The organism is Enterobacter sp. GD03975, assembly GCF_029838645.1.
Lineage (GTDB): Bacteria > Pseudomonadota > Gammaproteobacteria > Enterobacterales > Enterobacteriaceae > Enterobacter > Enterobacter quasihormaechei.
In genome coordinates this window covers 114,597-127,514 of sequence record NZ_JAOBZC010000012.1, presented here as the reverse complement: position 1 = coordinate 127,514, position 12,918 = coordinate 114,597, and the positions used below count along the sequence as shown (strand labels likewise).

The window sequence follows — 12,918 nt, the reverse complement described above, 5'->3', positions numbered from 1 at the left end:
CCGTCGCAGCGGGTATGCGCGCGCTGCGTTCCGAGGGCTACCTTGCCGCCGCGTGGATGCTGGCGCACGACGACGTTCACGGCTGGCTTAAGCGTTACGCCGGTCAATTTGAAGTCTGGTGCGGCGAGCAGGACGCGATAACGCAGCCCGAGCTGGTGCAGGGGCTGGCGCTGCGCTACGGCATGCCGTTTACCGCCATTCCGCAGGCCGGACACGCGAGCTATCTCGATAACGACGCGTTTTTTAACCAACAGCTTTTACGCATTAACGAAGAGGTGCGCGATGAATGCACACATTGACGGCCGCGTAGCGGTCGTTACCGGCGGTTCGTCCGGCATTGGCTTTGAAACGCTGCGCTTGCTGCTGGGCGAAGGGGCGAAAGTCGCCTTCTGTGGCCGCGACCCGGACCGGCTCGCCAGCGCCCATGCGACGCTGCAAAACGACTATCCCGACGGGGAGATTTTCTCTTACCGCTGCGACGTGCTGAACGCCGACGAGGTGCAGGCCTTCGCGGAGGCGGTGCAGGCGCGCTTTGGCGCGGCGGATATGCTGATCAACAACGCCGGTCAGGGCTACGTGGCGCACTTCCATGACACGCCGCGCGAGGCGTGGCTGCACGAAGCCGAACTTAAACTGTTTGGCGTCATTAATCCGGTGCAGGCGTTTCAGCCGCTGCTGGAACGGTCCGATATCGCCTCCATCACCTGCGTGAACTCCCTTCTGGCGCTTCAGCCGGAAGAGCACATGATCGCCACATCGGCAGCCCGCGCCGCGCTGCTGAACATGACGCTGACGCTCTCGAAAGAGCTGGTGGGCAAAGGGATTCGCGTCAATTCCATACTGCTTGGCATGGTCGAGTCCGGCCAGTGGCAGCGCCGCTTCGAAAGCCGGGCGGACAAAAGCCAGAGCTGGCCGGAATGGACGGCGGAGATCGCGCGCAAGCGCGGCATTCCGATGGCGCGCCTCGGCAAGCCGCAGGAGCCCGCGCAGGCGCTGCTGTTCCTCGCCTCGCCGCTGGCATCGTTTACCACCGGCGCGGCGCTGGACGTTTCCGGCGGCTTTTGCCGTCATCTGTAAGGACGCATCATGAAAAAGGTAATGTTAATTGGTTATGGCGCGATGGCGCAGGCGGTGATTGAGCGTCTGCCCGCCGGCGTGGCTATCGGCTGGATCGTGGCGCGTGAATCTCACCATGCCGCCATTCGCGACCAGTTTGGCGATGCGGTCGAGGCGCTGACCTCGCCGATGGCGTGCGCGCAAACGCCCGATCTGGTGCTGGAGTGCGCCAGCCAGCAGGCGGTGGCCCAGTATGGCGAAGCGATCCTGCGTCGCGGCTGGCATCTGGCGGTCATTTCCACCGGCGCGCTGGCGGACAGCGCGCTGGAGCAGCGCCTGCTCGCGGCGGGCGGAAAACTGACCCTGCTTTCCGGGGCGGTGGCCGGCATCGACGGGCTGGCGGCGGCGAAGGAGGGCGGGCTTGAGCGCGTCACCTATCAGTCGCGCAAAAGCCCGGCTAGCTGGCGCGGCAGCTACGCCGAGCAACTTATCGATCTTAACGCAGTCAGAGAGGCGCAGGTCTTTTTTGAAGGCAGCGCCCGCGAGGCGGCGCGCCTGTTCCCGGCGAACGCCAACGTGGCGGCGACCGTGGCGCTCGGCGGCGTCGGGATGGACGAAACCCGCGTGCAACTGATGGTTGACCCGACAACGAAACGTAACACCCACACGCTGCACGTAGAAGGGCTGTTTGGCGAATTCCATCTGGAGCTGAGCGGGCTGCCGCTGGCGTCTAACCCTAAAACCTCCACCCTGGCGGCACTCAGCGCGGTGCGCGCCTGCCGCGAGCTGGCCCTGAGTTGAGGAGTGACGATGGACGATCTGAAGATTTTTATCGGCGGCCAGTGGCGACGCGGCGGCGGTAACCCGATGCAGAGCCACTTCCCGGCTGACGGGTCGCTCAATGCGACGCTGAACGCGGCAAACCTTGACGATCTGCACGACGCGATCGAGGCCGGCGAGCGCGCGTGGCGCGATCCCGCATGGCGCAACAGCCTGCCGCACGTGCGGGCGAAGATCCTGCACAAGGTGGCGGATCTGATTGAGTCCCGCGCTGACGAGCTGGCGCAGATGCAGAGCCGGGATAACGGCAAGCCGCTGGCGGAGGCGCGCGGGCTGGTGATGAGCGCGTCGGGAACAGCCCGCTACTTTGCCGCCGCCTGCGAGCTGCTGGAAGGGGAGCTGCCCACGCCGCGCCAGCCGGATCTGCTGACGCTAAGCCGCTATGAGCCGCTCGGCGTGGTGGCGGCCATCACGCCGTGGAACTCGCCGATTGCCAGCGAGATGCAGAAGGTCGCCCCGGCCATCGCCGCCGGAAACGCGGTGATCCTCAAGCCTGCCGAAGCCACGCCGCTGATGGCGCTCGAGCTGGCGCGCATTTTTGAACAGGCCGGGCTGCCCGCCGGGCTGCTGAGCGTGCTGCCGGGCAAAGGCTCGGTGATTGGCGACGCGCTGGCGCGCCATCCTCGCGTGCGAAAAATTTCCTTTACCGGCGGCACCAATACGGGCCGCCATCTGGCGCACGTGGCGGCGGAAAAGCTGATCCCGGCGTCGCTGGAGCTGGGCGGTAAATCCCCGACCATCGTGCTGGAGGATGCGGATATCGAGCAGGCCGCGCGCGGGATCTGTTACGGCATTTTTAGCTCGGCGGGGCAGGCGTGCATCGCCGGGTCGCGGCTGTTTATCCACGAAAGCCTGTACGCGCCGCTGATGGCGCGGCTGCTGGAGCTCACGCGCGGCCTGCGCGTGGGGCATCCGTTCGCTGACGGCATCCATGTAGGACCGCTGATCAACGATAAGCATCGTCAGGGCGTGCTCGAGTACGTCGAGCTGGCGAAGCGCGAAGGGGGCCGGGTGCTGTGCGGCGGCGAAATCCCGGCAGATCCGGCGCTGGCAAACGGCAGCTTCTTCCTGCCAACCATTATTGAAGGGCTGACGAACGGCGCCCGCGCCTGCCAGGAGGAGATTTTCGGCCCGGTGCTGGTGGCGATGCCGTTTGGCGATGAAGCGGAATTGATCCGCGAGGCGAACGACTCGGTCTACGGCCTGGCGGCAGGGATCTGGACCCGCGACACCGGGCGGGCGCTGCGCCTCAGCGAGCAGCTGGAGGCCGGTACGGTGTGGATCAACACCTACAAAGTTTTTGCGATTTCGACCCCGTTCGGGGGCTTTAAAGAGAGCGGTCTGGGCCGCGAAAAGGGCATTCAGGGGCTGAAAGCCTGGATGCAGCAAAAGAGCATTTATCTGGCGACGGGTAACAGCGTCAACCACTGGTGCGACTGAGAAAGGGTGAGCAATGAGCGAAATGATAACCGTCGGCGACGCCATCGCCAGAACGCTGGAGCAGTATCAGGTTGAGGCCATCTACGGCGTCATCTCCATTCACAACCTGCCGATCGCGGATGCGGTCGGGCAGCGGGGCAAAATCCGCTTTGTGCCCGCGCGCGGCGAAGCGGGTTCCGTCACCATGGCCGATGCCCACGGGCGGTTTTCCGGCCTCGGCGTGGCGCTGACCAGCACCGGCGCGGGGGCGGGGAACGCGGTAGGCGCGCTGGTGGAGGCGATGAACGCCTGCACGCCGCTGCTGCATTTAACCGGGCAGGTGGAAAAGGCCTGGCTGGACGCCGACACCGGGTTTATCCACGAGACCCGCGACCAGCTGACCTTCCTGAAGGCCAGTTCAAAACGCGCGTACCGCATCAGCAATGCCAGCCAGGCGATAGCAATTCTGCATAAAGCGATTCAGGAGGCGCAGACGCCGCCGTGCGGGCCGGTCTCTGTGGAAATCCCGATTGATATTCAGGGCGTGAAGATCCCCCTGTCTCTGGTGACGGCGCCGGTGAAACCGGCTCCGGGTGTGGGCGTAGATGCGAGCGCTGTCGATTCGCTGTGGGCGCAGCTTAAGCAGGCTAAACAGCCGCTGCTGTGGCTGGGCGGCGGGGCGCTGGGAAGCGCTGACGCGGTGAAAAAACTGGCGGATGCGGGCGTGACGGTGATCTCCAGCACCCACGCGCGCGGCGTGCTGCCGGACAGCCATCGTGCCAGCCTGCGCGCGTTCCACAACTCGCCGTCGGTAGAGGCGCTGATTGCGCAGTGTGATTTTACGCTGGTGGCCGGTTCTCGCCTGCGCAGCAACGAAACCCGCTCCTGGACGCTGGAGTTGCCGTCTCCGCGGGTGCAGATTGATATCGATCCGGCGGCGGCGAGCCGTAACTATCTGATGGATAACACGCTGATAGCCGACTGTTCAGCGCTGCTTGGTGCCCTGGCCGATAAAGCGCAGGGCCGCGAGTGGGGCAACGCCCAGTGGGACGCGCAGGTGCAGCAGGCGGTATTGCAGGCTGAACAGGGCCTGCGCGAGCAGTGCGGCGCCTATGCGAAGCTCAACGACGCCATAGAAAAAGCCCTGCCGAAGGACGGCCTGCTGGTGCGCGATATCACCGTGTCCGGCAGCCTGTGGGGCAGCCGCCTGTTCAGGGCTAACGGCCCGCTGATGAACATTCACTCTCTGGCCGGGGCGATTGGTATGGGGCTACCGATGGCTATCGGTACCGCCATTGCCAACCCGCAGCGTAAGGTGGTGGGACTGGTGGGCGACGGCGGCCTGAGCCTGAATTTAGGCGAGCTGGCGACGCTGGCGCAGGAGAAAGCCAACGTGACGCTGCTGATCATGAACGACGGGGGCTACGGCGTCATGCGCGGCATTCAGGATAAGTATTTTGGCGGGCGACAGTATTACAACGAATTGCATACCCCGGACTTTACCCTGCTGGCGCAGGCGATTGGCTTACAGGCCTGGAGCGTTGAGCGGGCCGAGGACTTTGATGCGATCATGACGGAGGCGCTGGCCATGCCGGGGCCGTCGGTGGTGGAAGTGCGGATGGGGCAGATAGGCGCCCTGAAGTTTGCCGGGCCGCCGCAGAAAACGCTGTACTGATTTGGTCTTGTTGCCCGGCGGCGCGGCGCGCACCGGGCAGATGTGCCGTTATTTAATACCGTCTGCCGCCATGCGGTCGCGGATATGCTGCGCGCGTTCAACGGAGGCCGGGTGGTCGTCAAACATGGAGCTCTGACGGCCTTCTTCCAGCTTCGCCAGTTTTTCGAAGCTGGTGGCTAAACCCGATGGATTGATGCCGCGTTTGCGCAACAGATCGTAAGAGTAGTCATCCGCTTCAGACTCCTGACGCTGGGAGAACTGCGAGTTCACCAGTTTCTCGCCCACGTCGCCAAGCTGCGACTGGGACAAGCTGCCGACAATACCGCCCGCAGAGGCTGCCGCGGCGCGCACGGCGTTGGTGCCCAGCGCAACCTGCATCCCTTTCTTCACGTGACCCAGGGCTACGTGGCCCATTTCATGGCCGATCACCGCTTCCACTTCGTTGTCGGTCATCATGTCCATCAGGCCGCTGTAAACGCGGATACAGCCGTTGGCCATCGCGAAGGCGTTGACGTCTTTCGCCATGTACACCTTATAGTTCACTGGCTGGCCATTAATGTTGTCGCCCAGCGCGGAAGCAATCTTGTTCAGACGCTGCGTGTAGGTGCTGTTTGCCGGGGCAAGCGTAGCTTTTCCATCCATATCCTTACAGGCCTCGTCGCTCAGCGCTTTGACCTGCGCATCGCTCAGAGAGTAGGCCTGAAAAGCTTCTGCGCCTGAGGTCATCAGGCCGTTAGAATCCATATTCTGACAGCCGCTTAGCAGGAGCGTTGTTCCCACAGCCAGCCCAATTGCACGCATTTTCATGATGTCGCTTCCGTACTCGTTAATCTGAATTAATTCTGAAAAATGCACCGTCAACGAAGCCGGTGTCGGGCTAAGTATAAGGAATATCTACAGGGGCGGGCGAGCAGATTGCGCAACATGCGAGCATGATCCAGAGATTTCTTAAGCTGCAAAAGAATGCTCCATGTACATGCCCTGCGGCTTGGGTTACATTGTTGGCACTTTTTTCCGGCGTAGCCCAAAACGCGCTGTCGTCAAGGGCATGGCCTTTAACAGTCCGATCTGGAGTTAAAATGTCCTCACGTAAAGAGCTTGCTAATGCTATTCGTGCGCTGAGCATGGACGCAGTACAGAAAGCCAAATCCGGCCACCCGGGTGCCCCAATGGGCATGGCTGACATCGCCGAAGTCCTGTGGCGTGATTTCCTTAACCACAACCCACAGAACCCGGCATGGGCAGACCGCGACCGTTTCGTGCTGTCTAACGGCCACGGCTCTATGCTGATCTACAGCCTGCTGCACCTCACCGGCTACGATCTGCCAATCGAAGAGCTGAAAAACTTCCGTCAGCTGCACTCCAAAACTCCAGGTCACCCGGAAGTGGGCTACACCGCAGGCGTTGAAACCACCACCGGCCCGCTGGGTCAGGGCATTGCGAACGCAGTGGGTATGGCGATTGCTGAGAAGACCCTGGCGGCACAGTTCAACCGTCCTGGCCACGACATCGTTGACCACTTCACCTACGCGTTCCTGGGCGACGGCTGCATGATGGAAGGCATTTCTCACGAAGTGTGCTCCCTGGCAGGTACCCTGAAGCTGGGCAAACTGGTTGCGTTCTACGACGACAACGGCATCTCCATCGACGGTCACGTTGAAGGCTGGTTCACTGACGACACCGCTGCACGTTTCGAAGCCTACGGCTGGCACGTTGTGCGTGGTGTTGACGGCCACGATGCTGACTCGATTAAACGTGCAGTAGAAGAAGCGCGCGCCGTGACCGACAAACCGTCCCTGCTGATGTGCAAAACCATCATCGGCTTCGGCTCCCCGAACAAAGCGGGCACCCATGACTCCCACGGCGCACCGCTGGGCGACGCGGAAATCGCACTGACCCGTGAAGCGCTTGGCTGGAAACACCCTGCCTTCGAAATCCCGTCTGAGATCTATGCTCAGTGGGATGCGAAAGAAGTGGGCCAGGCGAAAGAAGCGGCCTGGAACGAGAAGTTCGCGGCTTACGCAAAAGCCTTCCCGCAGGAAGCAGCCGAGTTCACCCGTCGTATGAAAGGCGACATGCCGTCTGACTTCGACGCGAAAGCGAACGAGTTCATTGCGAAATTGCAGGCGAACCCGTCTAAAATCGCCAGCCGTAAAGCGTCTCAGAATGCGATCGAAGCGTTTGGTCCATGGCTTCCAGAATTCCTCGGCGGTTCCGCTGACCTGGCGCCATCTAACCTGACCCTGTGGTCTGGATCTAAGCCAATCAACGAAGATGCTGCCGGTAACTACATCCATTACGGTGTACGTGAATTCGGTATGACCGCTATCGCGAACGGTATCTCCCTGCACGGTGGTTTCCTGCCGTACACCTCTACCTTCCTGATGTTCGTGGAATATGCACGTAACGCCGTGCGTATGGCAGCGCTGATGAAACAGCGTCAGGTGATGGTCTACACCCACGACTCCATCGGTCTCGGCGAAGATGGTCCAACTCACCAGCCGGTAGAGCAGGTAGCTTCCCTGCGCGTGACCCCGAACATGAGCACATGGCGTCCATGTGACCAGGTTGAATCTGCGGTGGCGTGGAAATACGGCGTTGAGCGTCAGGACGGTCCGACCGCGCTGATCCTCTCCCGTCAGAACCTGGCGCAGCAGGAGCGTACCCCAGAGCAGCTGGCGAACATCGCACGCGGTGGTTACGTGCTAAAAGATTGCGCGGGCCAGCCTGAGCTGATCTTCATCGCGACCGGTTCTGAAGTTGAACTGGCTGTTGCAGCATGGGAAAAACTGACTGCCGAAGGCGTGAAGGCGCGCGTGGTCTCCATGCCGTCTACCGATGCGTTCGACAAGCAGGATGCGGCTTACCGTGAATCCGTACTGCCTAAAGCGGTTTCCGCTCGCGTGGCGGTGGAAGCGGGTATCGCTGACTACTGGTTCAAATACGTGGGCCTGAACGGTGCTATCGTCGGTATGACCACCTTCGGTGAGTCTGCACCGGCTGAGCAGCTGTTTGAAGAGTTCGGCTTCACCGTTGAGAACGTTGTCGCGAAGGCGAAAGAACTACTGTAATTGCTGTTTTGCCCGGTGGCGCTTACGCTTACCGGGCCTACAAATGGCACAAAACGTAAGCCGGGTACGCGTAAGCATCACCCGGCTTTTTTGTAGACATTATTCCACCAGAAATGTGACGCAAGTCATATAGCTCGCTTATTCATCTGGACAACCATTCCTTTTATTCCGCGATTCGCTTATTCTTGCTGAAGCGTTTCAGTCGATTAAATGTTCGACAATTGACCAATCAATCGCAGTTTGTGACAGCAAGGATTCCCCTTCGGGCGTCGCTGGATTACTCTTTCAGCCACCTCAAACTCAGGGATAGCTTTGCAGGAGATCTATGACCGTACGCGTAGCGATTAATGGCTTCGGTCGCATCGGGCGCAACGTGGTTCGTGCATTATATGAATCCGGGCGTCGTGCGGAAATCACCGTGGTGGCAATCAATGAACTGGCGGATGCTGCGGGCATGGCGCATTTATTGAAATATGACACCAGCCACGGCCGCTTTGCCTGGGACGTTCGCCAGGAAAGGGAACAGCTGTTCGTCGGTGACGATGCGATCCGCGTGCTGCATGAGAACAGTATTGAAGGGCTGCCCTGGCGCGAACTGGGTGTGGATGTGGTCCTGGACTGTACCGGCGTGTACGGTAACCGCGAACATGGCGAAGCGCATCTGAAGGCCGGTGCGAAAAAAGTCCTGTTCTCCCATCCCGGCAGTCACGACCTCGACGCCACCGTCGTGTTTGGCGTCAACCAGCACGAGCTGCACGCTGAACACCGCATTGTCTCCAACGCCTCCTGCACTACCAACTGCATTATTCCGGTCATTAAACTGTTAGACGATGCGTACGGCATTGAATCCGGCACCGTGACCACGATTCACTCCGCCATGCACGATCAGCAGGTTATCGACGCCTATCATCCGGATTTACGACGCACTCGCGCGGCGAGCCAGTCCATTATTCCGGTGGATACGAAACTGGCTGCGGGGATCACCCGTATTTTCCCGCAGTTTAACGACCGTTTCGAAGCGATTGCCGTGCGTGTTCCGACGATAAACGTCACCGCAATCGATCTTAGCGTGACGGTAAAAAAACCGGTAAAAGCCTGTGAAGTCAACCTGTTGCTGCAAAAAGCGGCACAGGGAGCATTTCATGGTATAGTTGACTATACGGAATTACCGTTGGTCTCAGTAGATTTTAACCACGACCCGCACAGCGCCATCGTGGATGGCACGCAGACGCGAGTCAGTGGTGCGCACCTTATCAAGACGCTGGTCTGGTGTGATAACGAATGGGGCTTTGCTAACCGAATGCTCGACACCACGTTAGCCATGGCCGCAAAAGGTTTCAGGTAGAGCGCACCTTGCGCTTGCAAAACTTTAAGAATCAACGAGAGGATTCACCATGTCTGTAATTAAGATGACCGATCTGGATCTGGCAGGTAAACGCGTTTTCATCCGTGCCGATCTGAACGTACCGGTTAAAGATGGCAAAGTGACCAGCGACGCGCGTATCCGTGCATCTCTGCCAACCATTGAACTGGCTCTGAAGCAGGGCGCTAAAGTGATGGTCACCTCCCACCTGGGCCGTCCAACTGAAGGCGAGTACAACGAAGAGTTCTCTCTGCTGCCGGTTGTTAATTACCTGAAAGACAAACTGTCCAACCCGGTTCGCCTGGTGAAAGATTACCTGGACGGCGTAGACGTTGCCGAAGGTGAGCTGGTTGTTCTGGAAAACGTTCGCTTCAACAAAGGCGAAAAGAAAGACGACGAAACCCTGTCAAAAAAATACGCTGCACTGTGCGACGTATTCGTGATGGATGCATTCGGTACGGCTCACCGTGCGCAGGCATCTACCCACGGTATCGGTAAATTTGCAGACATTGCGTGTGCAGGTCCGCTGCTGGCTGACGAACTGGAAGCACTGGGTAAAGCACTGAAAGAACCTGCTCGTCCAATGGTTGCTATCGTTGGTGGTTCTAAAGTGTCTACCAAACTGACCGTACTGGATTCCCTGTCCAAAATCGCTGACCAGCTGATCGTTGGCGGTGGTATCGCGAACACCTTCGTTGCCGCTCAGGGCCACAACGTGGGTAAATCCCTGTACGAAGCAGACCTGGTTGACGAAGCCAAACGCCTGCTGGGCACCTGCGATATCCCGGTTCCAACTGACGTTCGCGTGGCAACCGAGTTCTCCGAAACCGCTACCGCGACCCTGAAATCTGTTAACGACATCAAAGATGAAGAGCAGATTCTGGACCTGGGCGACGTTTCTGCACAGAAACTGGCTGAAATCCTGAAAAACGCAAAAACTATCCTGTGGAACGGTCCAGTCGGCGTGTTCGAATTCCCGAACTTCCGCAAAGGGACTGAAATCGTTGCTAACGCTATCGCAGACAGCGAAGCGTTCTCTATCGCAGGCGGTGGTGACACCCTGGCAGCTATCGACCTGTTCGGTATCGCTGACAAGATCTCCTACATCTCCACTGGTGGCGGCGCATTCCTCGAATTCGTGGAAGGCAAAGTACTGCCAGCAGTAGCAATGCTCGAAGAGCGCGCTAAGAAGTAAGCCATTCAGGGGCAGGGAAACCTGCCCAATTTTCAGCGCGCTTATCAGAGCTCGCACCTTTTCTAACGGCCGAAGATACAGGACTAAGCAACATGTCTAAAATTTTTGATTTCGTAAAACCTGGCGTTATCACTGGTGATGACGTACAGAAAGTGTTCCAGGTAGCTAAAGAAAACAACTTCGCTCTGCCAGCAGTTAACTGCGTAGGTACCGACTCCATCAACGCCGTACTGGAAACCGCTGCAAAAGTTAAAGCACCGGTTATCGTTCAGTTCTCCAACGGCGGCGCTGCGTTCATCGCGGGTAAAGGCGTGAAAACTGACGTTCCTCAGGGTGCTGCTATCCTGGGCGCTATCTCTGGTGCGCACCACGTTCACCAGATGGCTGAGCATTATGGTGTTCCAGTTATCCTGCACACTGACCACTGCGCGAAGAAACTGCTGCCGTGGATCGACGGTCTGCTGGACGCGGGTGAAAAACACTTCGCAGCAACCGGTAAGCCACTGTTCTCTTCTCACATGATTGACCTGTCCGAAGAGTCTCTGGAAGAAAACATCGAGATCTGCTCTAAGTACCTGGCGCGTATGTCCAAAATGGGCATGACCCTGGAAATCGAACTGGGCTGCACCGGCGGTGAAGAAGACGGCGTGGACAACAGCCACATGGACGCTTCTGCACTGTACACCCAACCAGAAGACGTTGATTACGCTTACACCGAGCTGAGCAAAATCAGCCCGCGCTTCACCATCGCAGCGTCCTTCGGTAACGTGCACGGCGTTTATAAGCCAGGTAACGTGGTTCTGACCCCAACCATCCTGCGCGATTCTCAGGAATACGTTTCCAGGAAACACAACCTGCCGCACAACAGCCTGAACTTCGTCTTCCACGGCGGTTCCGGTTCTTCTGCTCAGGAAATCAAAGATTCCGTAAGCTACGGCGTAGTGAAAATGAACATCGATACTGACACCCAATGGGCAACCTGGGACGGTATCCTGCAATACTACAAAACCAACGAAGCTTACCTGCAAGGCCAGCTGGGCAACCCGAAAGGCGAAGACCAGCCGAACAAGAAATACTACGATCCACGCGTATGGCTGCGCGCTGCGCAGACGTCCATGGTGACGCGTCTGGAGCAGGCATTCAAAGAACTGAACGCGATCGACGTTCTGTAATTTGATCCGCTAACAGCATCAGAAGGCCCGCAAACGCGGGCCTTTTTTTATGCTTTTTCAATATCCTGCAATACCTGTTTTTGTGATCTGCTTGGCAATACCTGCGCTTTTTGTTTACCCTTTACTGACCTGCCTGTCCCCTCAAGGGATAGATTTTGTGTTTTGGTTTAGCAAAAGGAAGAATAAATGGAACAACTTGATGTTGTAGACAGCATCAATAACGCGGGTAACTGGCTGGTGCGTAACCAGGCGCTACTGCTGAGCTACGCCGTGAATATTGTTGCCGCTATTGCCATTATCATCGTCGGGATGATCGTGGCGCGTATCGTCTCGAACGCTGTCAACCGGGTGATGGTCTCACGACACATTGACGCCACGGTCGCCGATTTCCTCTCCGCGCTGGTGCGCTACGGCATCATCGCCTTTACGCTGATTGCCGCGCTGGGGCGCGTCGGCGTGCAGACGGCATCCGTCATCGCCGTGCTCGGTGCTGCCGGTCTGGCCATTGGTCTGGCATTGCAGGGTTCGCTTTCAAACCTGGCGGCGGGCGTACTGTTGGTGACCTTCCGTCCGTTCCGTTCCGGTGAATATGTGGATTTAGGCGGCATCGCCGGTACCGTATTGCAGGTACAGATTTTCTCTACCACCCTGCGTACCGTCGACGGTCGTATTGTTGTGGTACCGAACGGGAAAATCATTGCGGGCAATATCATCAACTTCTCCCGCGAGCCGGTGCGTCGTAACGAGCTGATCATCAGCGTGGCGTACGATTCCGATATCGACCAGGTGAAATCGCTGATCGCTAACATCATTGATTCTGACGACCGCATTCTGAAGGACCGCGAGCAGACCGTTCGTCTGAACGAGCTGGGCGCGTCATCCATTAATTTTGTGGTACGCATCTGGAGCAAAAGCAGCGATCTGCAAAACGTTTACTGGGACGTGCTGGAGCGCATCAAGCGCGATTTCGATGCCAACGGCATCAGCTTCCCGTACCCGCAGATGGACGTCAACGTCAAAAAAGTCAAAGAAGCAGAGTAATTTCACCAGTAGGCCCGGTAAGCGTTAGCGCCACCGGGCTTTTTTGTTATTAGCCTCACTAATCCCCGATTAATATTATCCATTTC

General features: G+C 58.5%; 11 protein-coding genes. 10 read left to right on the top strand and 1 reads right to left on the bottom strand.

The window, feature by feature from the left end:
- The 5 genes from N5C09_RS17675 to N5C09_RS17655 all read left to right on the top strand — a co-directional run.
- The coding region (locus tag N5C09_RS17675; protein WP_279749550.1) for an alpha/beta hydrolase at nt 1–299 on the top strand (299 nt) is incomplete at its 5' end.
- The gene (locus N5C09_RS17670; protein WP_112791642.1) at nt 283–1,077 is read left to right on the top strand and encodes an SDR family oxidoreductase; all 795 of its coding nucleotides are present in this window, start codon (nt 283–285) and stop codon (nt 1,075–1,077) included. The genes N5C09_RS17675 and N5C09_RS17670, both read left to right, overlap by 17 nt.
- A gap of 9 nt (nt 1,078–1,086) precedes the next feature.
- Entirely contained in the window at nt 1,087–1,857 is a 771-nt protein-coding gene (locus N5C09_RS17665) for an aspartate dehydrogenase (RefSeq protein WP_279749549.1), read from the top strand.
- Nucleotides 1,858–1,866: 9 nt separating this feature from the next.
- Entirely contained in the window at nt 1,867–3,336 is a 1,470-nt protein-coding gene (locus N5C09_RS17660; protein WP_279749548.1) for an aldehyde dehydrogenase, read from the top strand.
- Between the two features lie 13 nt (nt 3,337–3,349).
- Nucleotides 3,350–4,990: a thiamine pyrophosphate-binding protein gene (locus N5C09_RS17655; protein WP_279749547.1), complete on the top strand. Its 1,641-nt coding sequence runs from the start codon at nt 3,350–3,352 to the stop codon at nt 4,988–4,990.
- Nucleotides 4,991–5,038: 48 nt separating this feature from the next.
- Here N5C09_RS17655 and N5C09_RS17650 read toward each other — a convergent pair whose 3' ends face one another.
- Nucleotides 5,039–5,797 (bottom strand): M48 family metallopeptidase, encoded by a 759-nt coding sequence (locus N5C09_RS17650; protein WP_003860073.1) that lies wholly within the window; start codon nt 5,795–5,797, stop codon nt 5,039–5,041.
- Nucleotides 5,798–6,069: 272 nt separating this feature from the next.
- Here N5C09_RS17650 and tkt point away from each other — a divergent pair, with 272 nt between their 5' ends.
- From tkt to mscS, 5 genes are all read left to right on the top strand, one after another.
- Nucleotides 6,070–8,061: a transketolase gene (gene tkt / locus N5C09_RS17645; RefSeq protein ID WP_063867863.1), complete on the top strand. Its 1,992-nt coding sequence runs from the start codon at nt 6,070–6,072 to the stop codon at nt 8,059–8,061.
- A gap of 325 nt (nt 8,062–8,386) precedes the next feature.
- Entirely contained in the window at nt 8,387–9,406 is a 1,020-nt protein-coding gene (epd, locus tag N5C09_RS17640; RefSeq protein WP_063452007.1) for an erythrose-4-phosphate dehydrogenase, read from the top strand.
- A gap of 49 nt (nt 9,407–9,455) precedes the next feature.
- Nucleotides 9,456–10,619, top strand: a complete 1,164-nt coding sequence (gene pgk, locus N5C09_RS17635; RefSeq protein ID WP_203465141.1) for a phosphoglycerate kinase — start codon at nt 9,456–9,458, stop codon at nt 10,617–10,619.
- A 92-nt stretch (nt 10,620–10,711) separates the two neighbouring features.
- Nucleotides 10,712–11,791: a class II fructose-bisphosphate aldolase gene (fbaA, locus tag N5C09_RS17630; RefSeq protein ID WP_063452006.1), complete on the top strand. Its 1,080-nt coding sequence runs from the start codon at nt 10,712–10,714 to the stop codon at nt 11,789–11,791.
- A gap of 186 nt (nt 11,792–11,977) precedes the next feature.
- Nucleotides 11,978–12,832, top strand: coding sequence for a small-conductance mechanosensitive channel MscS (gene mscS, locus N5C09_RS17625; protein WP_063452005.1), 855 nt, complete (start codon nt 11,978–11,980; stop codon nt 12,830–12,832).
- Nucleotides 12,833–12,918: the final 86 nt, after the last annotated feature.

Bases quoted from the DNA above. Each gene is read 5' to 3' on its own strand.
- N5C09_RS17655 (WP_279749547.1), top strand. From the start codon at position 3,350: ATGAGCGAAATGATAACCGTCGGCGACGCCATCGCCAGAACGCTGGAG.
- tkt (WP_063867863.1), top strand. From the start codon at position 6,070: ATGTCCTCACGTAAAGAGCTTGCTAATGCTATTCGTGCGCTGAGCATG.
- mscS (WP_063452005.1), top strand. From the start codon at position 11,978: ATGGAACAACTTGATGTTGTAGACAGCATCAATAACGCGGGTAACTGG.
- N5C09_RS17650 (WP_003860073.1), bottom strand. From the start codon at position 5,797: ATGAAAATGCGTGCAATTGGGCTGGCTGTGGGAACAACGCTCCTGCTA.
- epd (WP_063452007.1), top strand. From the start codon at position 8,387: ATGACCGTACGCGTAGCGATTAATGGCTTCGGTCGCATCGGGCGCAAC.
- N5C09_RS17665 (WP_279749549.1), top strand. From the start codon at position 1,087: ATGAAAAAGGTAATGTTAATTGGTTATGGCGCGATGGCGCAGGCGGTG.
- pgk (WP_203465141.1), top strand. From the start codon at position 9,456: ATGTCTGTAATTAAGATGACCGATCTGGATCTGGCAGGTAAACGCGTT.
- N5C09_RS17660 (WP_279749548.1), top strand. From the start codon at position 1,867: ATGGACGATCTGAAGATTTTTATCGGCGGCCAGTGGCGACGCGGCGGC.
- fbaA (WP_063452006.1), top strand. From the start codon at position 10,712: ATGTCTAAAATTTTTGATTTCGTAAAACCTGGCGTTATCACTGGTGAT.
- N5C09_RS17670 (WP_112791642.1), top strand. From the start codon at position 283: ATGAATGCACACATTGACGGCCGCGTAGCGGTCGTTACCGGCGGTTCG.